This window comes from Geodermatophilus sp. SYSU D00742 (assembly GCF_054049935.1).
Map to the genome: position 1 here is coordinate 1 of NZ_JBJGYJ010000009.1, position 21,537 is coordinate 21,537.

A 21,537-nucleotide genomic window follows, 5' to 3' on the forward strand; every position below is an offset into this window, starting at 1 on the left:
ACGCCCACGACGTCGGCGCACCGCTGGAGGTGTCGGTGAACCGCACCGCCACCGGCGCCTGCCCACTCGACGGCGACGCCGTGAACGACGCCACCGGCACCACCGGACCCGGACCCGGAGCCGGCGCCGCGAGGTCGGCGTGCCAGTAGCGGCGGGTCGACTGGTTGCTGGCCAGGACCACGATGCCGCTCTGGGGGGTGACGCTCTGCTTGGTCGTCGTGACGTCGTTCATGTTCGCGGAGGCGACGTCACGGATCACCGGGGTGCCGCGGCCGGGCTCGAACGACGGGTTGTCCATCGGCGAGGTCTTGTCGTAGATCGTGCCGGCCGCGCCGGGGAAGGGGCAGCCACCGCTGCTGGGAGCGGTCGCGAAGACGTGCACCGTCTGGTTCGCCTCGTCGAGCACCAGCTGCGGCCGGGTGTGGCAGTCGGCCAGGGTGCCGACCGTGGTCGTGGTCCAGGAGCCGGTGCCCGGCTTGAAGCTGAGCAGCTGGATCTGCGGATCCGTCGACACGGTGGGGGACGCTCCGTCCAGGCTCGTCTTCGCCACCGCGAACACCCGCCCGGAGGTGTCGGCCTGGACGGCCTTGATGTTGACGTGGTCGTCGGCCTGCCGGTTGCCGCGCACGGCCGGGACCACCCGCCAGGAGTCCCGCGCGGCCCCGTCGTCGTGGACGGCCCAGTAGACCCCCCCGTCGAGCTGGTTGCTCCACAGGATGCCGATCCGGTTCCTGCCGAAGGCCACCACCGAGGAGATGTCGTCGGGAGCGACCGCAGATGCGGCCCCCGGCACGACGAACGGGGTCCCCCAGGTCGCGTCGCCGCCGATGGTGGAGTTGGCGTACACGGCGCTGGTGTAGCCGGACGTCGCGTTCCCGCTGACCTGCGTCCAGGTCGCCCACAGGGTGCCGGTGGAGTCCTTGTCGATCGTCAGTGACTCACTGGAGTTGTCGTTGATGGCGACCGGGAAGCCGGCGTCGCGGGTGTAGGAGTTCGCCGCCGCCGAGTAGCTGAAGCGGTACAACCGCGCCGGGCTGCCGGCCACCGACGGCCGCGCGGTCCCGTCACTGGAGACCGTGACCACGTGCGAGGCGACGTACAGGTGGGCGCCGTCCCACAGCACGTCGGCGAGGGTGTCGACCCGGTCGTCGATCAGCACCCCGGTGTCGACCCACTGCTGCGTCGAGCGGTCCAGCCGGTGGATGTGCCAGGTCCGGGACGCCGCGTGGAACATGTCGGCCCACCAGGAGCCGTGCGCGTACCACAGCTTGCTCTGTGGTTTGTCCGACGTCGGCGCGTTGGCGACGCCCACGTACGACGGCCCCGGGTGACCGAAGTCCCCCACGGCCGCCGAGGCCGGTCCTGCGACCGTCACCAGTCCGATCGCGACCGTGAACGCGACCAGAGCGGTCACCACGGCCTTCCGCATGCCACAGAGCACGTGCCATCTCCCCGTTGATGCAGGCGCCGTCCGGCGCCGGGAGACGCCCGAGGAGACCCGCGGCTGATCACTGCCGGTGACGCTAGCCAAGGGAATCGCGGCGCGCGGTCGCCCGAACAGGTGAACTCCCGGGGAAACGCCGCGGGATTGCGCACGGAATGCACACGCAGGTGTGCCGGGAAATCACCGTCGGGCCATTGTCCGGGAGCAGGCCAGGAGCCGGGGTGACCGCCGTCACAATGTTGCCAGCGACCATTTGCGGGAACGCGCCCCGATCGCCTGACCACCTGCTCCCTAAGGGTGACCGTGCCATTCCGGCCACGCGGCGACGGACTTTCCCTCAGTAGGGTCCGGCGCATGAGTCCCCCATCGGCAGGCCCGTTCCGGGGCTCGAACGGCTCCGTCTGATGACCCGTTCCACGCAGGAGGAGCCGGCGTCCGCGGAGAGGACCCAGGTCGCCGACGAGCGCAGCGCCCTCCTGCGCGCCGGGGCCTCGGGGGTCCTGTGGCAGGGGCTGGCGCAGGTCGTCGGCAAGCTGGTCGTCCTCGGGACGACGGTCGTCCTGGCGCGCCTCCTCGCACCGGAGGAGTTCGGCCTCGTCGCGCTCTCCCTGGTCCTCATCACCTACGCCGAGGCCTTCGCCGACGCGGGCGTGGCGCAGGCCCTGGTCTACCTGCCACGCACGCGCGAGAACCTGCGAGCCGCGCTGCTCAGCTCGGTCGTCGCCGGCGTGGGCCTCGTGCTCGCGGCGATGGCCGCCGCGCCGGCCATCGCGTCCTTCTTCGACCGTCCCGACGTCACCCCGCTGGCGCGCCTGCTGGCGCTGTCCCTCCTGGCCGCGTCGCTGGGCGCCCTCCCGGAGTCGCTCCTGCGTCGGGATCTGCGGTTCCGCCGCCTCACGGTCTCCACCGTCGCCCGGGTCGTGGTGACCGGAGCGGTGTCGATCGCCCTGGCGACGGCCGGTCTGGGCGCCTGGGCGCTGGCCTGGGGAACGGTCGCCGGGAGCCTGGTCTACGCGGTCGCGAACTGGCTCCTGCTCCCGCAGCGGCCGGACCTGGCGATCTGGCGCGCGACCCGCCGGGACCTCGGACGGGTCCTCGGCTACGGCCTACCGGTCGCCGGGAGCAACCTGCTCTCCAGGCTCATCTTCAACGTCGACTACCTGGTCATCGGCTCGATCCTCGGCGCCACGGCCCTGGGCTACTACACGTTGGCCTTCCGCATCCCCGAGCTCCTCGTCATCAACGTCTTCTTCGTCCTCTCGGCCGTGGCGTTCCCGATGTTCAGCCGGCTGCAGGGTGACCTGGCCCGGATGCGCAGCGCCTACCTCTTCAGCGTGCGTCTCCACTCGCTGTACGGGATCTGCGCCGGTGTCGGCCTGGCGGTCGTCGCCTCCCTGGTCGTGCCGGTGGTGTTCGGCCCTCGCTGGGAGCCGGCCGTCGCATCGCTGGTCCCGCTCGCGCTGTACGCCGCGTGCCGGTCGATCGGGGTGGGTGCCAACGAGGTCTACAAGGCCCTGGGGCGCCCCGGCCTCGCCCTCTCCCTGTCCGTGGTCCGGCTGGCCGTGCTCGTCCCCGCGCTCGTCGTCGGAGCTCTGCACTGGGGGGTCGTGGGCGTCGCCTGGGCGCAGGTGGTGACCTCCCTGGCCATGGCCGTGCTCATGCAGGGCCGGGCCGCACGCGTGCTCTCGCTGCGCTGGCGACAACTCGGCCGGGCCGTGGCCCCCGCCCTGCTGGCCGGCGCGGCCATCGCCGCCGTCGGGCTGCCGCTGGCCCGGCTGCCGCTGCCCGCGCCGTCGGCCCTCGCCGTCGTGATCGTCGCGGGAGCCGCCGCGGCCTCGCTCGTGGTGTTCCTCCTCGAGCGTCGGTTCGTGCGCGAGCTCCTGCAGGTGGCACGCCGTCGGTCCGGGGGGACGACGTGAGCGGCGGGCCCTCCCCGCGGCGGGTCGCCCGGCCGGTCGAGCCGGGCCCCGCACTGCCGCCCGATCCCCCACGCAGGTGGGACAGCCCCCACCGAGACGAGAGATGAAGGACCCGATGCTGGAAGCCATCCCCGACGGCTCGCTCCCGCGGACCGCCCCCGTGGACGCCCCGCCCGTGCACCCGATCGTCGCCGCGGCCTTCCGCGGGCTCACCGAGGCCGCCGTCCCGTGGGTGCTGCTGCGGGGAGCGGACGACCTCGCCGCGCCCTCCGGTGACGTCGACCTGCTCGTCGACCGGGACGCACTGCCCCGGGTGGACGTCGCCCTCGCCGCGGCGGGGCTGCACCGCCTCGGCTCCCGGGGGCACGGCAGCCACCGGTTCTACTTCGCGTACGACGCGGACGACGACCTGTGGGTCACGCTCGACGTGGTGTCCGAGATCGAGTTCGGGCGTCACCAGTCCCTGCGCTCGCCCCTGGCCGCTGCCTGCCTCGGGCGTCGCCGGCAGGACGGCGCGCTGTCGCGGCCCGCGCCGGAGGACGAGGCCTGGCTGCTGCTGCTCCACCTGCTCCTGGACAAGGGGACCGTGCCCGCCGGACGTCGGCAGGCGGCCCGGGCCGCGGCGCAGGTCGCCGGGTCCAGCCCCGTCGCGGACTTCCTCGACCGCGAGATCGCAGCGGGCTCGGCCCGACGGGTCAGGGACGCCGTCCTCGACGAGCACCCGGGTCGAGCCGAGGAGCTGGCTCGCGAGCTCACCCGCCGATGGGTCGGCCGGCGGAAGGTGGGCGCACGACTGGTCGGGGGGAGGAACCGGCTGCTGCGGCGCCTCGAGGTGCCGTTCGGCAGGCCCACCGGCGGGCTGGTGGCCGCGCTGGTCGGCCCGGACGGTGCCGGCAAGACCACGGTCGCCGAGGCGCTCCGGGCCCGCTACCCCCTTCCCAGCCGGGCCGTGCACATGGGCATCTGGCGCGAGGGCCCGTGGGACCACCGGCTCTCGCGGCTGCCCGGCGGACGGGTCCTCCAGCGCACCGGGCGGATCGTGCGGAGCTCGCTCGCCGCGCGCTACCACCGGGCACGTGGGCGACTGGTGCTGCTCGACCGGTTCGCCCAGGACGTCCTCCTGCCCGGCGTCGTGGACACCAGCCGAGGTGGTCGGCTCAACCGCCTGCTGTCGCTGCACCTGGCCCCGGAGCCGCAGCTGGTCATGCTCCTCGACGCACCGGGAGAGCTGATGTTCGCGCGCAAGCGGGAGCACTCCCCCGGCGTGCTCGAGGAACGACGTCAGGGGTACCTCGCGCTCGTCTCCGACGTGCCGAACGGGGTCGTGCTCGACGCGACCGAGCCGGTCGACCGGGTGACCCGCGCGGCCCTGGCGGCCGTCTGGCGCACGATCGTGGCGGGTCGTCCCCGCCCGGTCCCGGCCGGGAGGAACAGCCGGTGGTCCCTGCCGCGGGTCGGCCGATGAGCACCTCGACCTCCCCGTACCCGGCGGAGCCGGCTGCGGCGGGTGGAGGATCCCTCTCCCCGCCGCCCGCCCTGCTCCTGCACCGGTGGCGGCGACTCGACTGGCGGTTCCTCCTGCCCGTCCCGGACGTCGGCAGGCTGGCCGTCGGCGGTCGCGTCGACGACGGGCTCCGGGACGCGCTGCCGCTGCTGGCGGGCGAGGTGCACGAGGTGACCTCCGTGGCCGGGTGGAGTGCACTCCCGGGCAACTGTGACGTCGTGGTGCTCGTCCGGCCGACCGTGCCCGAGCTCGGGCGGGCCGCGGCGGCCCTGCGTCCCGGCGGCTGGCTGTACGCGGAGGTCCGCCGCGACCTGCGGGGTCGCGGACCCCGGTCGCTCGCGGGATGGCACCGCGCCCTCGAACGGCTGGGTCTGGACGACGTGGCCGCCCACTGGCACGCCCCCGACCTCGCCACCACGTCCCGGATCGTCTCGCTGCAGGATCGGACGGCCGTGCGACACGCGCTCGACGACCACGACCGCGGTCGGCTGGGCGACCTGCGCAGTGGGCTGGCGACGGTGCTGCTGGGCGCGGGGCTGCTGCCCCTGCTGGTCCCCGAGGGCAGCGTCGTCGGCCGCAGGCGCTCGGCATGAGCGGGAACCTCGTCCGCACGGCCCTCGTCGAGCACGCCGAGGACCTGCGCCTCGCCACGCTCGGCCTCGACCACCGGCTGCAGACCACGCTGCTCACCCCCCGGTTCCCGACCTCCCGCCACGTCGTCGCCCTCGTCTTCGCCCCCGGCGACCGCCGGCCACGGGTGGTCGCCAAGATCCCCCGTCGTCCGGGCGACGACGCGGGTGTACGGACCGAGGCGCACGTCCTCCGCCGGCTGGAGACCCTCGGCGGTTCCGCGGTCACCGGTGTCCCCGTCGTCCTGGGGACCCCCGACGTCCACGGCCGCACGATGCTCGTCGAGACGGCGGTGCAGGGCACCCCGCTCGGGCTCGCCGAGGTGGCGCGCGACGTGCCCCGCGCCGTGCGGGCGGGGGCGGACTTCGTGTCGCGGATGCCCGTCGTCCGCCCGCCGCAGGACAACGGGAACTGGTACGAGGGCGCGCTCACCGCTCCGCTCGAGGCGCTGGGTCGCCTGGCCGGTGCCGACAGCGAGATCACGGCGCTGGTCACGCGGACCCATGCCGTGCTCGACCCGCTGCGCGAGGTCCCGCTGCCGGCGGTGTTCGAGCACGGCGACCTCGGCTGGCCCAACCTGTTCCTCGCCGAGGACGGCAGCACGCTGCTGGTCATCGACTGGGAGCGCGCGACCGAGGACGGCCTCCCCGGGCACGACCTGACGTTCTACCTGCAGTACGTCAGCCAGTGCCTGCACGGGTTCGACCCGCGGACGACGCTGCTGACCGCGTTCGACCGCGCCTTCGTCGGTCCCGGAGCGTGGGCCGGACCGACGTTGCGGGACCACCTGGAGGAGCGCGGCATCAGCCCCCGCCTCGGCGGCCTGCTGGTCGTGGCGTGCTGGGCACGGGCGGCCGCGACCCTGGTCTCCCGGCTCGGCACCGACCGGCAGGACGACGGGTCGTCGGCGGCTGCCGTGAGGGAGGCCGTGGTCCAGGACCGCGACGTCGTCCTGTGGCGGCACGCCCTCCGGCGAGCCGAGGACGGCGATCTGTTCACGAGAGAGGACGCACGATGACCGCCGAGCCCGAGACCTCCCCACCGGCGGCCGCCGCGGGCTCGCCGTCCGGCGACGCCGACGTGGACTCCGTCGCGACGGGCGAGCGCGCCGCCCTCCCGTGCCACGACTCCTCGGTGCTGGCGACCTGGTGGCGTACCTGGCGGCAGGACCTCACCTGCAACCCGCTCACCGACGCGCGGACGACGCTCGCCATCTGGCGCGCGGGGCAACTGCTCTACCGCCGACCCGGTGTCGTCCCCTTCCTGCTGCGCCGGGTGTTCCGGATGGCCGACCGCCTCTGGACCCGGGGCTACATCGGTGCGGAGCTGCCCTTCCAGGTGACCGCGGGCCCCGGCATGCGCCTGCCGCACGCAGGGCGGGGGATCATCCTGCACCCCACGGTCCGCATCGGGTCCGGGGTGACCATGTACCACCAGGTGACCGTCGGTGTGCGGGACGACCGGCCCGCGGCCGTCATCGGCGACGGTGCCTACATCGGCGCCGGCGCCAAGATCCTCGGCCCCCTGGACATCGGTGCCGGTGCCCGGATCGGGGCCAACGCCGTCGTCGTCCGGGACGTCCCGGCGGGGGCCACCGCGGTCGGCGTGCCGGCGACCGTCCGCGCGGGGGACGCGCGACCGCAGGCCCGCTGACGCGGGCCGTCACGGCGGCCGCGAGCCGACGGGCCGCGGCCGCCGTGACCGCCGGTCGCGAGGAGCCCGCGCCGCGGCCGCGACGAGCACCCGGTCCGCGACCGAGGGGACGTCAGGTCGGGCGCGGTCCCCCGTGCCCGACCATCACGCCGGACGCCCCGACGCGGCCGCGCCGCAGCCAGGTGCGGACCCGGTGGGGCAGCAGGCGGAGGCCGAGCCAGCGCGTGCAGTACCAGATCCAGAACCGCCACCGGGGCTCGAAGACCGACCGCGCCTCGGTGAGGACGGCCCGCCGCTCCGGCGAGAGCTCACCGTGGGCCACCAGGAACGCCTCGATCCACTGGAGGTACCGCAGCGTCGCCGGGTCGCGACTCCCCCGTCCCGGCGAGCGGTGCACCACCGAGCCCAGGTGCTGCCGGTACCGGCTGGTCGAGCCGGCGGCCACGACCGCCGGAGCCTGCACCGTCAGCCGAGCGACGATGGTCTGGTCCTCGAACAGGCCGCGGAAGTGCGGGTCGCACAAGCCGTCCGGCGGGACGAGGGACCGCCGGAACATCAGCCCGCAGGTGGGGATGGGCGCCCCGGCGAACGTCGCCGAGTCCAGCAGCGCGCCGGCCGGCAGCACCGCGTCGACGGGGTACGGCAGCTCCCGCACGTGGTCCTCGGCACCGCTCTCGCCGCGCCAGCTGACCCAGATGGTGGTGGGGGACACGACGATCGCCGCGTCGGGGTGGCGCTGCGCGGTCTCCAGCTGGCGCTCGAGGTGGTCCGGCAGCCACACGTCGTCCCCGTCGAGGAAGGTGGTCCACCGGCCGCGGGCGCGGTCCACACCCAGGGTGCGCGAGGCTCCTGTGCCGCGGTTGGCCCGGCCCGGATGGGTCAGGAGCACCACCCGGGGGTCCCGCGCCGCCCACGCCTGCGCCGCTGCATGGCTGCCGTCGGAGGAGCCGTCGTCGACCAGGACGAGCTCGAGGTCGGCCATGGTCTGCCCCAGGACGCTGCGCACCGCCTCGTCCAGGTAGGGACCCGGGTCCAGGAAGATCATCACGACGGACACCAGCGGTGCCCGCACCGCCGCTGTCACTGCCGGGTCGTCCTCCGGGGTCGCGAGTCCCCCACCGGTCCCGGCGCTGTCCGCGACGGCGGTCACGAAATGGCCGCCGCAGCGGCGGTGTCGATTCGGCGCAGCACGACCGCCAATCTATCCGAGCATTTCCGACCGGAAGCCGTGCCGGCCGTCAGATCACCCGTAAGGGCAACGGACGGCAGTCGACCGGGCGCATCGTCCCGAACTGCGGCACGGGCCTCCACGGGCTCGACTAATCTCCACGGTGGCCGATCGAATGGCCACGAACCGGGGGGGCACATCGTGACCAGGAAAGAGAATGCGCACCGTCGAGGCGGAAAACGGCGCAGACGGTGGTCGAGTGCGATCGCCGCCGCCGTCGTCCCCGTGATCGTGGGCTGTCAGGCGTCGTCGTCGGCATCGTGCGCCAGCACCTCCCCCGCGACGGGCAGCGCGTCGTCCGGTGGGTCCGCGGAGGACGGACCGCCGGCCGGCTACCCCTTCGGGCCGGCGAGCGTCTGGCGCACCGACATCGGGTCGGCCCCGGTCGCCGAGGACTCCAGGGCCGTGGTGGGGTACCTGGCCGACACCGTCGAGGACGTGTACGGCGGGATCGCCGCCTTCAACGTCCGGCGGTACAACAACAACGTCTACGTCGCGCCGCCGGGGACGGCGACCGTCGACGTGGCGTTCGACGACTGCCAGGACAAGGGCTACCTGCCCAGCGGCCTGACGGGTCCCGGCGGGCAGTTCACGGCCGTCCCGATCCCCACCGGGGCCGTGCCCGCCGCCGGGACCGACAGCACGATGTCGATCTACTCCCCCGGATCCGACCAGCTCTGGGAGTTCTGGCGGATCGGTCAGTCACCGGACGGCCGGTGGAGCGCCTGCTGGGGCGGTCGCATCGACTCGGTCTCCCGCAGCCCCGGGTACTTCCCGGAGGGCTACGGGGCCTCCGCATCCGGGCTCTCCACCACCGGCGGCACCGTGTCGCTCGCGGACGTGCGTTCCGGCGAGATCGACCACGCACTGGCGCTCGTGGTGACCAACCCGGCGATCCACGAGCGGTTCAGCTGGCCGGCCCAGCGCAGCGACGGCTGGGACCCCCATCCGCACGCGGTCCCCGAGGGGACCCGGCTGCGCCTGGACCCGTCCCTGGACGTCGACGAGCTGCGGCTCACGCCCGTCGCCGAGATGATCGCCCGGGCCGCGCAGCGGTACGGGTTCATCGTGACCGACAAGGGCGGCGCCGTCGCCGTGACGGCCGAGGGCGGCGCGGCGGAGCAGGCGGCCACCGGCGTCGACCCCTGGGAGACCGTCCTGGACGGCGTCCCCGACTACGCGGTGATGGAGGACTTCCCGTGGGACCGCCTGCAGGCACTGCCGCAGGACTACGGACGCCCGTCGGAGGCCGATCCGCGCTGCAGCTGAACCCGCCTCACCGCGCCTGCGCCTCCTCGAACGCCTCGGTGCTCCGCCGGGCCGGGAGGCCGTCGGTGCGCCCTCCGTCGGTCGAGCCCTCCCACAGGCGGGTGAGCAGCCGTGCGTTGTCGTCCGGGCGATGGGCCTCGAGGACCGCGGCACGTCCGGCCTCTCCCAGCCGCCGGCGGAGGGCGGGATCGGCGGCCAGCTCGGCCAGCGCCTCGGCGATGAGGTCGGCACGGCCGGGCGGGACCACCAGCCCGGTACGGCCGTGCACGACCAGCTCCGGGATCCCCGCGATCGCGGTGGTCACCACGGGGCGGCCGGAGGCCATCGCCTCCATCAGCACCACGGGCAGCCCCTCGGCGAAGCTGGGCAGGCAGAAGACGTCGGCCGCCCGGTACAGGTCGGGCAGGTGCTGCTGTCCCACCGGACCGACGAGGTCGACGGCGTCGGTCAGCCCGTCCGCCCGCACCTGCTCGGCCAGCTGCGCGGCGAGCGGGCCGGCGCCGACCACGGTGAGCCGCGCCCGGATCCCCGCGGCCCTCAGCCGGGCGACGGCCTCGACGAGGACCGGCGCACCCTTCTCGGGGACCAACCGGCCCACCGTGAGGATCCGGAGGTCACCGTCCCCACCGTCCTCCGGCCGGGCCGAGGTGGTCTCGAGCGGCCGGAACCGGGTGGTGTCCACAGCCATCCGGACGATGCCGGTCTTCCCCCACTCGGACGGCGGGAGGAGCCGCATCACCTGACTGCGGCAGAAGTCGCTGATGCAGGCGACGGCCGATGCGGAGGCGACCTTGTCGGCCAGGTCGAACGTCGTCCGGTCCTCGAACTCGGTGGGGCCGTGCATGCTCAGCGACCACCGCCAGCCGCCGTCCGGGCCGTCGACCGCCGCACCGAGGGCCACGGCCAGCCGGGCGATGTCGGCCCCGTTGTTGGCGAAGTGCACGTGGACGTGCCGGAGCCCGGTCCGGGACATCCGCCACCAGAGGACCACGGCCTCGTACAGGTAGAACGCCTGCCAGAGCCGTCCGCGGGGCGTCGCGGGACCGCTGCGCGCCGCCAGCCGGAGGCCGGCCGGGACCGCACCCGGGGAGCGGAGCACGAGCGCGAGCGACGCCCGGAGGAAGGTCCGCAGCGATCCCCGGAGCAGGACGGTCGTGGCGGCTGCCTCCTCCCGCGCCCGGTCGGACAACAGGTCGCCCGGCGTGCTCGGGCGCACGGAGAAGGGGTGCACCTCCACCCCGAGGTCGCGCAGGGCGCGGATCTCGGTCTCGATGAAGGCGTGGCTCAGGCTCGGGTACCGGCTGACCAGGTAGGCCACGCGGCGCGAGGCGGGGTCGGTCATGCCGGCACCCCGTCGACGCGGCCGTGGCCGTCCCTCCCGGTGGGCCGACCCGGCGCCCGCCCGGGGCCGGCCGGAGCGGCGGGCACCCGGCTGGAGTCGTCGCGCTCCCAGGCGGCACCGGGGAGCGCTCGTCGGGCCTGCACGCGGGAGGCTGCCGTCACGGCCACGTAGACCAGGGCCGGCACCAGGAGAGCCGGATCGCGGACCACCTCACCGCAGAGGGCGCGTGCCGTTCCGCCGGTCGTGGCAGCGGACGCCAGACCCAGCTCGGCGCCGCGGCCGGCCAGTTCCCGGTTCCCGCGTGCCACGCGTGTGCGCACGGCGAGCAGTGCCCGCGTGGTCCGCGGCGCCACGACCTCGAAGACGTCGTCCACCGTGATCCGCTCCTCGGGACCGAACAGCCGCTGGACGTAGAGGTCGTCGGCCACCACGTCGGGGAAGGTCCCGAAGCGCTGGCGACCGAGCTCGGACACGCCGTACACGCCGAGCCCGACCAGGCCACGGCGGGTGTAGGGCAGCCGCTGGAAGACCGCGAAGAACGCCCGGACCGGCCACGAGCAGCCGGACAGGTCGAACACCGCGCGCGGAGCGCCCACCAGCGGGACGTCGGTGGCCAGGGCCTCGGCGAGGCGCAGCAGCGAGGACCCGGAGATCCGGATGTCCGCGTCGAGGTAGATCCGGGGGAACACGGTGGCTGCACGATCCCCCGCGTCGAGGGCCGCCGTCTTCGACGCCTCGGGCAGTTCGACCACCCGGGTGCCCGGGACGCCCCGGGCGACCGTCGCGGTGTCGTCGCTGCAGCCGTTGGCGACGACGATGAGCTCCACGCTCCCGGCGGGCAGGGACGCCGTCAGCCCCCGCAGCCGTTCGGCGATCACGGCCGCTTCGTCGTGCGCCGGGATGATCACCGAGCAGAGACCGCTCGACGGGTGGTGTGCGCGTTCTGGTGGCACGTCGACCTTCCTGAGAACCATCACTGTGCGTGCGTGCGGGCCGCCCGCACGCCGTCCGGCCGGAGCCGGATCGGGACGAGGGTCACGTCCCAGGGGCAGGCACCGGGCCGGCGCCGGGCGTCGACGTCGAGGCACGAGGACCCGCGTCGTCGTGGGCCGGGGCGTCCCGCTCTGCGGGTCCGGCGCCCGGACCGTGCCGATCCACCGCCGGGGCGTGCGGCAGCAGGTGGTCGCGGAGCACCATGCCCGCGAGGAGCCAGAACAGGTTGTTCGGCAGCACGTACGGCAGCGGGCTCAGCATGGCGCACACGCCCCAGACGCATGCGTAACCGATGAACACCGGCTGCCAGCCCTGCAGGTCGGGGTCGCCGGGCCGACGGGTCGCGGCCAGGACCGGTCCGGCCAGCACGCAGGCGACCCACAGGGCGGCGCCGACGAGCCCCAGCTCGGCCGCCCGCGACAGCAGCACGTTGTGGACCTCGATGTCGACGTTGGTGATCGGGTAGTCGTCGGCCTGCCGCACCCAGTCGGTGCTCTGACCCAGGAACTGGGTCCAGCCGATGCCGTCGATCGGGTGTGCGCCCACGGCCCGCAGGGCCGCGGCGTTCGTGTTCTGCCGGTCGAAGATGGACCTCGCGGTCGTGAGCCTGTCCACGAGCACGGTGGTCAGGCCGGGCACCGTCAGCAGGAGGAGGCCCCCTGCCGCTGCAGCGCCGGCGACCAGCGCGACGAGGCGGCGCCGCAGCGGCGGGACCACCACCATGAGCACGAGCACGCCGAGCGCCGCGCCGACCCACACCGAGCGCGTGAGCGTGAGCACCACACCCGTCGCGGTGAGGAGCACCGCCGCCGCGGAGGCGACCCGCCAGGCCCCGCGCGCCCTGGAGACGTACAGGGCCGAGGCGAACATGCAGGCGGCCAGCACCAGGCCGTTGGCCTCCGGCTGGACGAACGGCCCTCTCGCCCGCCCGAACAGGATGCCGGCCTCAGGGTCCATGACGTAGCGCGGGAGGACCAGCCACGAGGGACCGGCGATCTCGAGCACCGCGGTGGCCCCGAGGTAGAGGCCGAGGACCACGAGGGTCCGCAGGAGCAGACGGCGGTCCTCCTCGCGGGCGAACAGGACCGGCGCGAGGGCGAACAGCAGGAACGGGACGACGATGCGGTCGAGGAGGGCGTAGGAGCCGTACGCCGTCTGCAGGGCCCCGTGCGTGAGGGCGGACCAGGACGCCCACAGCACGGTGCCGACCATGGCGGTGTGCACCGGCCGCCAGCGGAGGCGACCGAGCTCACGGGCGCCCCCGGTGAGGAGCAGCAGGGCCAGCGCCCCCGCGAGGAGGATGCGGTCCAGGGGGAGGACCAGGCCGAGCCGATCGCTGTTGCCCGACAGGACGCTGCAGGCCAGGCTCGCGACGACCAGCCGGGTGACCCACCGGCGATTGCTGTCGGTCACCTCACCGGGCTCGCTCGCCCGCGCCCGCCGCGGATCCGCTCAGCCGGCGCTCCGCCGGTCGCAGCTCGTCGGCGTCGACGGGCGGGGTGGGGAGGTCGTCGGCGGCCACCGCCGTCCGCGCCGTCCGCCGACGCTCACGCAGGACGGAGGTCACCAGAGCCGCCAGCAGTCCCGCCGCGAGCCCCGCGACGCCGAAGCGCCCCAGCTGCGCGACGCGGTCGTCCCCGGTCACCGCGGGCTCCTGGACCAGCATGAGGTTGGCCGCGCCCTGGCTCATCTCCGAGATCTGGTTGCGGTACTTCTGTCCCAGCGCCTGCTGCTGGACCTGCAGGATGGCCAGCTGGGCCGCCGCATCCGCGGCCGCCTGGCCGAGCTGCTGGACGTCGGCCGAACCAGCGCCCTGGGCCTGGCCCAGTGCCGCCTGAGCGGCGTCCGACGCCTGCTGGGCCGCGGCCACCTGGTTGCTGATCTCGGTGTACTGGTCCAGCGTGGCGTCGGCCGCGGAGCTGGCGCTGGTCGTGTCGTTGACCTGCTCCATCAGCGACTCGCTCGTGGCGGCCACCGCGGCCCGGGCGGCAGCCGACGTGCGGGCCACGGCCTCGACGCGGACGACGTTGGACTGGGGAATGGGCGACGCCGACACCTGTTCCACCGTTCCGGCCCGGACTCCGAGCGGGAATTCCAGTGCCGTTTGTTCCTGGGCGTTGTTCACGTAACGGGCGTAGTTCGCGGCGAGCTGCTGCGCCGCCAGGGCGAATCCCGGAACCGCTTCCGCGGCCAGCCCGGCATTTCCCCCCACGGCGAGGCGGGCTTCCGCGGTGTAGTGGGTCGGACGCGTCAGCGCGAGCCCGAGACCAGCGACGACGCCGATCAGCGCGAGGAGGGCTGCCATCTTCTTGTGCCGCCGGACGGCGGCCAACGGAGTTGCTCGTTCTGTCGACATGCTGACACCCAATTTCTCGATCGGTTCTCGGTACCGCACCGACAGCCCGCTGTCGGTGAAAGGGCCGTCGGCACCGACCGACCCTCGATCCGGATCGACACTAAGTGGACGGCCGGGAATGGATCTCCTCATTCGCCACCGGCTACCTCTGACGGGTGAGGCGCGCGCGTGCACGACGCCGGCGTCCCCGCAGCGGTGGTCGGGGACGTGCGCCACGACCCGGTGCCGCTCGGTGGTCGTGGCCCGGCAGCCCCGGCGCGGAGCTCAGGAGAGCGTGACCAGCTCCAGTCCGCGGGCGCGCAGGCCCGTGATGGCGTGCGGGAGCGCGTCCACGAGGACGTCCCGCGAGGGGGCGCCGTCGGGCGCCTCCTCGAGCGCGTCGTGCAGCAGGACGACGTCGCCGGCCCTGCAGCCGTCGAGCCCCCGCCTCAGGTCCATCGCCTCCGTACCGGGCTGGTAGTCGTGGGGGTCGACCGTCCAGAGCCGGGTGTGGAAGCCGAGGCGGCGCAGCGCCGAGGCGTTCCTCCAGTCGAGCCAACCGTGCGGAGGCCGGAACAGCGGGACCGGGCGACCGAGGGCGTCCTCCAGGGACCGCCGACCCGCCTGGTAGTCGGCCACGACGGCACGGCCCGCGAGGTCCCCCACCCGGTGGGTCTCGGAGTGCGAGCCGACGGCGTGGCCCGCGTCGACGATCCGCCGGACCAGGTCCGGGTGGCGACGCGCCCGCTGGCCGACGCAGAAGAACGTGGCCACGGCGTCGTGCGCGGCCAGGACGTCGAGCACCCGGGGCGTGCTCTCGGGATCGGGACCGTCGTCGAAGGTCAGGGCGACCGCCTGCGCGGACCCCTCCAGCCGGCGGGTCGCCCCGGCGACGCGCGCCAGCCCGAGGTAGGCCCGCCATCGCAAGGGGGTGTCGATACGTCGCACCCGGCCACGCTAGACAGGAAGAGGTCCCCGGCGAGCCCGCTGCGCGGGACGCCTCACCCGTTCGGGGCGGGGAGCCCGCCGGCCAGGCGGTCGTGGCGGGGGACGCGCCACCGGGCCGCGGCGACCGACGTCCACGGTCGGGTCGCCGCCGCGGCGACCACGTGCACCACTGGGCGGACGTCACCGGTGGTCCCTCCCCACGTCGACATCGGCGGCGCCGGCCCCCCGGAGGTGGCCGGGCCCGTCGCAGGACCCGACCGGGCGGTCAGTACGCCCCGGACCGGCTCAGGACGGCGCGCACGGTCTTGGCGAGGATCAGCAGGTCCATCGCCAGCGACCAGTTCTCCACGTACCGCAGGTCCAGGCGCACGGCCTCCTCCCAGGGGAGGTCGCTGCGGCCGGAGACCTGCCAGAGGCCGGTCAGACCGGGCTTCACCAGCAGCCGGCGGTGCACCGAGGTGTCGTAGCGCGCGACCTCCCCCGGCAGCGGCGGCCGCGGCCCGACCAGGGACATCGAGCCGCCCATCACGTTGAACAGCTGCGGCAGCTCGTCCAGGGACAGCCGGCGCAGCAGCCGGCCCACCGGGGTCACGCGCGGATCGGAGCGCATCTTGAACAGCAGCCCGTCGGACATGTTCTGGGCCTCGAGGGCGTCGACCTGGCGGTCGGCGTCGACGACCATGCTGCGGAACTTCAGCATGGTGAACGCCTGGCCGTTCACGCCCACCCGCTCCTGGCGGTAGAGGACGGGCCCCGGGCTGGTGAGCGTGACGGCCGCGGCGATCGCGAGCAGCACGGGGGCCAGCAGGACGACGGCCAGCCCGGCGGCGACGCGGTCGAGACCGCCCTTGACCACGCGCCGCCAGCCCTCGAAGCGGGGCTGCTCGACCGAGAGCAGGGGCAGCCCCTCCAGCGGCCGGATGTGCAGGCGCGGGCCGGCGACCTCGATCAGGCCGGGGGCCACGAGCAGCTCGATGCCGGTGCCCTCCAGCTGCCAGGACAGCTGCCGCAGGTACTGCGCGGCAGTCTCGCTGGCGGAGGTGACGGCGATGGTGTCGGCGCCCAGCCGGGCGGCCAGGGCCACGACGTCGTCCAGGCCGCCGACGGGCAGGTCGGCGGCGTCGGCCACCCGGTCGCGGTCGGCGCGGGGCACGCAGGTGGCGACGACGTCCAGCCCGGCGAACCGCTCGCGGCGGAGCCGGTCGACCAGCTCCAGGACGGCGGTCCCCCGGCCGACGACCACCACCCGCTTGGTGCACTGCCCCTGGGCGCGCAGGCCGCGCAGGGTGCAGCGCGCGGCGAAGCGACCCAGCAGGGTGCCGAGGGTGAGCGCGGGGACGGCGACGACGACCAGGGCGCGGCTGAGGTCGAGGTCCCCGGCGTAGGAGACGAAGCCCGCGACGGCGAGCAGCAGGAAGCCGGCCTTGCCGACGGCCCGGTACTCGTCGCTGCCGCTGCCGAAGACCCGCTCGGCGTGCGCGCCAGTGGCCTGCAGCAGAAGCGGCCAGGCGACGACGAGCGCGGCGGCGGCCCAGAACAGCGCGGTGTCGGGCGCGAACCCGGTGGGGTGACTGGCGAGGACCGCGGTCGCGGCGACGAGGGCGGCGAGCACCTCGAACACCGTGAGGGCCGCGGAGTACCGACGCGCCCAGGCCGGTGCCCCGGAACGGAGCCGCGGCGTGGTGTCGGCAGCGGGCAGCCGGGACACGGTCCCGAGCCGGACCCGGGTGTCGTCGAGAAGCACGGATTCCCCCGAACGCGTGTGACATGCTGTAACCGAGATCACTCGGGCGGGGGATGCGGCAGCCCTGTGACCAGGGCGTTTCCCCACCGGCGGGGCTCGGTGTCGGAGCAACCATCACAGTGCGTCATGGGCCGGGTCAACGCGGAGCGCGGCCATTCACCCGATAGGAGCCACCGGCCCCCGCCGGTCACCGGTCCGGGGGAGGCGTCAGGTACGGGGGTGGACGACGTTCTGCGCGGCCTCGAGGCCGCGGGTCAGGAGCTCCTCCGTCGCGTCGGCCGCCTCGGCGACGAGCAGGTCGAGCTCCTTGCGCTCGGTGGCGGAGAAGTCCTTGAGCACGAAGTCGGCGGGGTCCTGCCGACCGGGCGGGCGGCCGATGCCGACGCGCACCCGGAGGTAGTCCTTGGTCCCGGTGGACCGGGTGATCGAGCGCAGCCCGTTGTGACCGCCCTCGCCGCCACCGCGCTTGAGCCGCACGCTGGCGAAGGGGATGTCGAGCTCGTCGTGCAGCACCACCAGGTCGGTGGCCGGGATGGAGTGGTAGTCCAGCAGGCCGCGCACCGGCCCCCCGGACTCGTTCATGTAGCACGTGGGGCGGGCCAGCACGACGCGCCGGCCGGCCAGCCGGCCCTCGCCGATGAGCGTCCGTGCCCGCTTGCCCTTCCCCGGGGACAGCTTCACCCCGCTACGGGCGGCGAGCTCGTCGAGCACCATCGCGCCCACGTTGTGGCGGTTGCCGGCGTAGGAGGGGCCGGGGTTGCCCAGGCCCACGATCAGGAAGGGGCCCTCGGACACCGACGAGCCGGGGGCGCCGGCGGTACCGGCGCCCCCGTTCGTGCCGGAGCCGGTGCTCAGGGCTGGACGCCGGTGTTCTCGCCGGCGTCGGCCGGGACGGCACCCTCGATCTCGGAGGTGGCCTCCTCGGCGGACTCGGCGGACTCCTCGCGCTCGATGCCGGCCTCGGCCTCGGCGGCCTCGAGCTCGGCCTCGAGGGCCTCGGCGGTCGGGGCACCCAGGAAGCCGATGACGAGGGCCTCGGCGTCGGTGACCAGCGTCGCGCCGCGCGGCAGCACCAGGTCGCCGGCGGTGATGTTCTGGCCGGCGGTCCGCCCGGTGACGTCCACCTCGATGGTCTCGGGGAGGTGGGTGGCCTCGGCCTCGATCGAGACGGTGTTCAGCTGGTGGTTCGGGATCGCGTCCACGCCCGGCTGACCCACGACGACGATCGGGATGTCGACGGTGGTGCGCTCGCCCCGGCGGACCAGGAGCAGGTCGACGTGCTCGTGCTGGCGGGTCAGCGGGTCGCGCTGCACGGCCTTGGTGAGCGCGAGCTCCTCCTTGCCGTCCAGGACGATCGTGAGCAGGGCGTTGGCGCCGCCGTTGCGCAGCGCCGCGGCGAACTCGCGGGCCGGCAGGGACAGGTGCACGACGTCCTGGCCGTGCCCGTAGAGGACGGCGGGGACGCGGCCGGCCCGGCGGGTGCGGCGGGCACTGCCCTTGCCGAACTCGGTGCGGGCCTCGGCGACGAGGCGGAAGTCAGCCACGGTGGTGTGCTCCTCGGGGAGTGGTCGGTGTCGATGGCCGGCGCGCGGCGCGGCACACCCCGACAGGGGCACACGCACGTCGATCACGGAGTACGGACGGGCCGTCTCCCTCGCCGGGCAACCGACACAGGGTACCCCGACACACGAGGTGCCCCGACGGCGGCCGGGATCGGTCCCGCCGAGCGGGGCCCGGAGGGTCCCCCGACGCGGGACGGGAGGGGCTCAGCGGCGGCCGGAGCCCGCTCCTGGCCGCGGTCGGAGCCCGGAGGGCGACAGTGTCACGACGCGCCGTCGAAGAGGCTCGTGACCGAGCCGTCCTCGAAGACCTCCTTGATCGCCCGCGCCAGCAGCGGGGCGATGGAGAGCACGGTGAGCTTGTCGAAGTGGCGGGCCGGGTCGATGGGCAGCGTGTTGGTCACGATGACCTCGCTGACCCGGCTGTTCTTCAGCCGGTCGACCGCCGGCCCCGAGAGCACGCCGTGGGTGGCGGTGACGATGACGTCGGCGGCGCCGGCCTCGAAGAGGGTCTCGGCGGCCTTCACGATCGTGCCGCCGGTGTCGATCATGTCGTCGACCAGGATGCAGACGCGGCCGGCCACCTCGCCGACGACGCGGTTGGCCACGACCTCGTTGGCGACCATCGGGTCGCGGGTCTTGTGGATGAAGGCCAGGGGGGTGCCGCCGAGCTTGTCGGTCCACCGCTCGGCGACGCGCACCCGGCCGGAGTCCGGGGAGACGACGGTGATGTCGCGGTCGCCCCAGCGCTCGCACACGTGCCTGACGAGCAGGTCGAGGGCGAAGAGGTGGTCGACCGGGCCGTCGAAGAACCCCTGGATCTGCGCGGTGTGCAGGTCGACGGTCATGAGCCGGTCGGCGCCGGCGGTCTTGAACAGGTCGGCGACCAGGCGGGCGGAGATGGGCTCGCGGCCGCGGTGCTTCTTGTCCTGGCGGGCGTAGGGGAAGAACGGCGCGACGACGGTGATCCGCTTGGCCGAGGCCCTCTTGAGGGCGTCGACCATGATCAGCTGCTCCATGAGCCAGGTGTTGATCGGTGCGGTGTGGCTCTGCACGACGAAGGCGTCGCAGCCACGTACCGACTCCTCGAAGCGGACGAAGAGCTCGCCGTTGGCGAACTCGTACGCCGCCGTCGGCGTCGGGGTGACGCCGAGGTGGCCGGCGATCTCGTCGGCCAGCTCGGGGTAGGCCCGGCCGGAGAACAGCATCAGGCTCTTGCTGGTGGTCTGCCGGATGGCGCTCATCGGCTCAACTGCCCCTAGTGGTCGTCGTCTCGGGGACCAGGCCGTCGACCGGCCTACTCGGACGCCTCCGTCCGAGTGTCGGCCGCGCCGGCGGCCTCCGCATCCCCTGCCGCCTCGGCGGCCTTCGCGGCGGCCGTCCCGGGACGCCGCCTCGCCACCCAGCCTGCCACATTCCGCTGGGTGGCCCGCGCCACGGCCATCGCCCCCGGGGGGACGTCGGAGGTGATCACGGAGCCGGCCGCGGTGTAGGCGCCGTCGCCCACCGTGACCGGCGCCACGAGCATGGTGTCGGAGCCGATCCGCACGTGGGCGCCGATCGTGGTCCGGTGCTTGGCCACCCCGTCGTAGTTGACGAACACCGTAGCCGCCCCGATGTTCGCCCCCTCGCCGATGGTGGCGTCGCCGACGTAGGACAGGTGGGGCACCTTCGACCCCTCGCCGACCTCCGCGTTCTTCGTCTCGACGAAGGCCCCCACCTTGGCGCCGCGGGCCAGCCGGGTACCGGGCCGCATGTAGCTGAACGGGCCGACGACGGCCTCCGGGCCGATGACCGCGCCCAGGACGTGCGACCGGACGACCGAGGCCCCCTCCCCCACCTCGGCGTCCCGCAGCGTGGTGTCCGGCCCCACGACGGCGCCGGTCGCCACCGACGTCGTCCCCTGCAGCTGGACGCCGGGCTCGAGCACCGCGTCGGGGGCGACGGTGACCGTGACGTCGACCCAGGTGGTCGCGGGGTCGACGACGGTGACGCCGGAGCGCATGAGTTCGTCGAGCACCCGGTCGTTGAGGGTGCGCCGGCGGGCGGCCAGTTCGCGGCGGTCGTTGCACCCGAGGACGTCGTCGGGGTCCTCGGCGCGCACTCCGCCGACCCGGCCGCCCTCGGCGACCAGCAGGCCGAGGACGTCGGTCAGGTACTGCTCGCCCTGGTCGTTGTCCTCCCCGAGGAAGGCCAGGCAGCGGCGCAGGGCGGCCGCGTCCCCGACGTAGACGCCGGCGTTGATCTCCCGGACGGCCCGCTGCTCGGGCGTGGCGTCGCGCTCCTCGACGATGGCCCGCACCGCGCCCTCGTCGTCCCGCACGATCCGGCCCAGGCCGGTGGGATCGTCGACCTCGGCGGTGAGGACGGTCAGCACGTTGCCGGCGCTCCGGTGCGCGTCGACCAGTGCGGCGACGGTCTCGGGACGCAGCAGCGGCGCGTCGCCGTTGACCAGGAGCACGGCGCCCTCGATCGCCGGGACGGCGGCCAGCGCGACGGCCGCCGCGTGCCCGGAGCCCCGCTGCTCCGCCTGGAACACCGGCCGGGCGCCGGGGGCGACCTCGGCGAGGTGCTCCTCGACCGCGGTGCGGCCGGCGCCGACGACGACGACCGTGTGCTCGGCACCGAGCGGGGCCGCGGCGGCCAGCACGTGGCCGAGCATGCTGCGCCCGCCGAGGGGGTGCAGCACCTTGGGCAGGGCCGACTTCATGCGCGTGCCCTGGCCGGCGGCGAGGACGACGACGGCGGCGACGGACGGGGTCGAAACGGTCACGGGTCTCCTCGTGCCTAGAGCTCAGGACGGCGTTGCTGGGGGACTCGGACTCGAACCGAGACTTCCCGGCTCCAAAGGCCGGCGGGCTGCCGATTACCCCATCCCCCACTGCGGGCGCCACCGGCGCACCGGCGACGCGGACACCGGTCGGCGTCCCCCCGAAGACTAGGGCGCCGCGGGGTCGTGGCCACCGGCC

The 21,537-nt window shown here is 74.4% G+C and carries 18 protein-coding genes and 1 tRNA gene; 6 read left to right on the forward strand and 13 right to left on the reverse strand.

The features are described 5' to 3' along the window. The coding region (locus tag ACI78V_RS08325) for a hypothetical protein (protein ID WP_456850371.1) at positions 1-1,414 on the reverse strand (1,414 nt) is incomplete at its 3' end. A 434-nt stretch (positions 1,415-1,848) separates the two neighbouring features. On the opposite strand from ACI78V_RS08325, the gene ACI78V_RS08330 reads away from it, so the two are divergent. From ACI78V_RS08330 to ACI78V_RS08350, 5 genes are all read left to right on the forward strand, one after another. Further along, entirely contained in the window at positions 1,849-3,363 is a 1,515-nt protein-coding gene (locus ACI78V_RS08330; protein WP_456850372.1) for an oligosaccharide flippase family protein, read from the forward strand. 103 nt (positions 3,364-3,466) lie between these two features. Continuing rightward, positions 3,467-4,828 carry a hypothetical protein gene (locus ACI78V_RS08335; RefSeq protein WP_456850373.1) on the forward strand — a complete coding sequence of 454 codons (1,362 nt, stop codon included), beginning with the start codon at positions 3,467-3,469 and terminating at the stop codon, positions 4,826-4,828. Beyond that, a complete protein-coding gene (locus ACI78V_RS08340; protein WP_456850374.1) occupies positions 4,825-5,460 on the forward strand; it encodes a hypothetical protein in 636 nt (211 codons plus the stop codon). The genes ACI78V_RS08335 and ACI78V_RS08340 overlap by 4 nt, the downstream gene beginning before the upstream one ends. Continuing rightward, on the forward strand, positions 5,457-6,515 hold the full coding sequence (locus tag ACI78V_RS08345; RefSeq protein WP_456850375.1) for a phosphotransferase family protein: 1,059 nt from the start codon (positions 5,457-5,459) through the stop codon (positions 6,513-6,515). Before ACI78V_RS08340 ends, ACI78V_RS08345 begins: the two co-directional genes overlap by 4 nt. Next, positions 6,512-7,150 (forward strand): serine O-acetyltransferase, encoded by a 639-nt coding sequence (locus ACI78V_RS08350; RefSeq protein ID WP_456850376.1) that lies wholly within the window; start codon positions 6,512-6,514, stop codon positions 7,148-7,150. Before ACI78V_RS08345 ends, ACI78V_RS08350 begins: the two co-directional genes overlap by 4 nt. A gap of 112 nt (positions 7,151-7,262) precedes the next feature. Here the strand turns inward: ACI78V_RS08350 and ACI78V_RS08355 are convergent, their stop codons facing one another. After that, on the reverse strand, positions 7,263-8,234 hold the full coding sequence (locus tag ACI78V_RS08355) for a glycosyltransferase family 2 protein (protein ID WP_456850377.1): 972 nt from the start codon (positions 8,232-8,234) through the stop codon (positions 7,263-7,265). A gap of 549 nt (positions 8,235-8,783) precedes the next feature. Here ACI78V_RS08355 and ACI78V_RS08360 point away from each other — a divergent pair. Then, complete coding sequence (locus ACI78V_RS08360; protein ID WP_456850378.1) at positions 8,784-9,647, forward strand: hypothetical protein; 864 nt, start codon at positions 8,784-8,786, stop codon at positions 9,645-9,647. Positions 9,648-9,654: 7 nt separating this feature from the next. On the opposite strand, the gene ACI78V_RS08365 is transcribed toward ACI78V_RS08360, so the two are convergent. The 11 genes from ACI78V_RS08365 to ACI78V_RS08415 form a co-directional block, all read right to left on the reverse strand. Then, positions 9,655-10,989 carry a glycosyltransferase family 4 protein gene (locus ACI78V_RS08365; RefSeq protein ID WP_456850379.1) on the reverse strand — a complete coding sequence of 445 codons (1,335 nt, stop codon included), beginning with the start codon at positions 10,987-10,989 and terminating at the stop codon, positions 9,655-9,657. After that, on the reverse strand, positions 10,986-11,942 hold the full coding sequence (locus ACI78V_RS08370; protein ID WP_456850380.1) for a glycosyltransferase: 957 nt from the start codon (positions 11,940-11,942) through the stop codon (positions 10,986-10,988). Before ACI78V_RS08370 ends, ACI78V_RS08365 begins: the two co-directional genes overlap by 4 nt. An 82-nt stretch (positions 11,943-12,024) precedes the next feature. Then, positions 12,025-13,395, reverse strand: coding sequence for an O-antigen ligase family protein (locus ACI78V_RS08375; protein WP_456850381.1), 1,371 nt, complete (start codon positions 13,393-13,395; stop codon positions 12,025-12,027). A 1-nt stretch (position 13,396) separates the two neighbouring features. Next, positions 13,397-14,338, reverse strand: coding sequence for a hypothetical protein (locus ACI78V_RS08380; RefSeq protein WP_456850382.1), 942 nt, complete (start codon positions 14,336-14,338; stop codon positions 13,397-13,399). 264 nt (positions 14,339-14,602) lie between these two features. Beyond that, positions 14,603-15,265 carry a polysaccharide deacetylase family protein gene (locus ACI78V_RS08385; RefSeq protein WP_456850383.1) on the reverse strand — a complete coding sequence of 221 codons (663 nt, stop codon included), beginning with the start codon at positions 15,263-15,265 and terminating at the stop codon, positions 14,603-14,605. 265 nt (positions 15,266-15,530) lie between these two features. Continuing rightward, positions 15,531-17,009, reverse strand: coding sequence for a sugar transferase (locus tag ACI78V_RS08390; RefSeq protein WP_456850384.1), 1,479 nt, complete (start codon positions 17,007-17,009; stop codon positions 15,531-15,533). A gap of 207 nt (positions 17,010-17,216) precedes the next feature. After that, positions 17,217-17,804, reverse strand: coding sequence for an aminoacyl-tRNA hydrolase (gene pth / locus ACI78V_RS08395; protein WP_456850385.1), 588 nt, complete (start codon positions 17,802-17,804; stop codon positions 17,217-17,219). A gap of 56 nt (positions 17,805-17,860) precedes the next feature. Further along, positions 17,861-18,553, reverse strand: coding sequence for a 50S ribosomal protein L25/general stress protein Ctc (locus ACI78V_RS08400; protein WP_456850386.1), 693 nt, complete (start codon positions 18,551-18,553; stop codon positions 17,861-17,863). A 278-nt stretch (positions 18,554-18,831) separates the two neighbouring features. Next, on the reverse strand, positions 18,832-19,812 hold the full coding sequence (locus ACI78V_RS08405) for a ribose-phosphate diphosphokinase (protein WP_456850387.1): 981 nt from the start codon (positions 19,810-19,812) through the stop codon (positions 18,832-18,834). A gap of 53 nt (positions 19,813-19,865) precedes the next feature. Continuing rightward, the gene (gene glmU, locus ACI78V_RS08410) at positions 19,866-21,341 is read right to left on the reverse strand and encodes a bifunctional UDP-N-acetylglucosamine diphosphorylase/glucosamine-1-phosphate N-acetyltransferase GlmU (RefSeq protein WP_456850388.1); all 1,476 of its coding nucleotides are present in this window, start codon (positions 21,339-21,341) and stop codon (positions 19,866-19,868) included. A 35-nt stretch (positions 21,342-21,376) separates the two neighbouring features. Continuing rightward, positions 21,377-21,449: transfer RNA gene (locus ACI78V_RS08415), tRNA-Gln, on the reverse strand. Positions 21,450-21,537 lie beyond the last annotated feature (88 nt).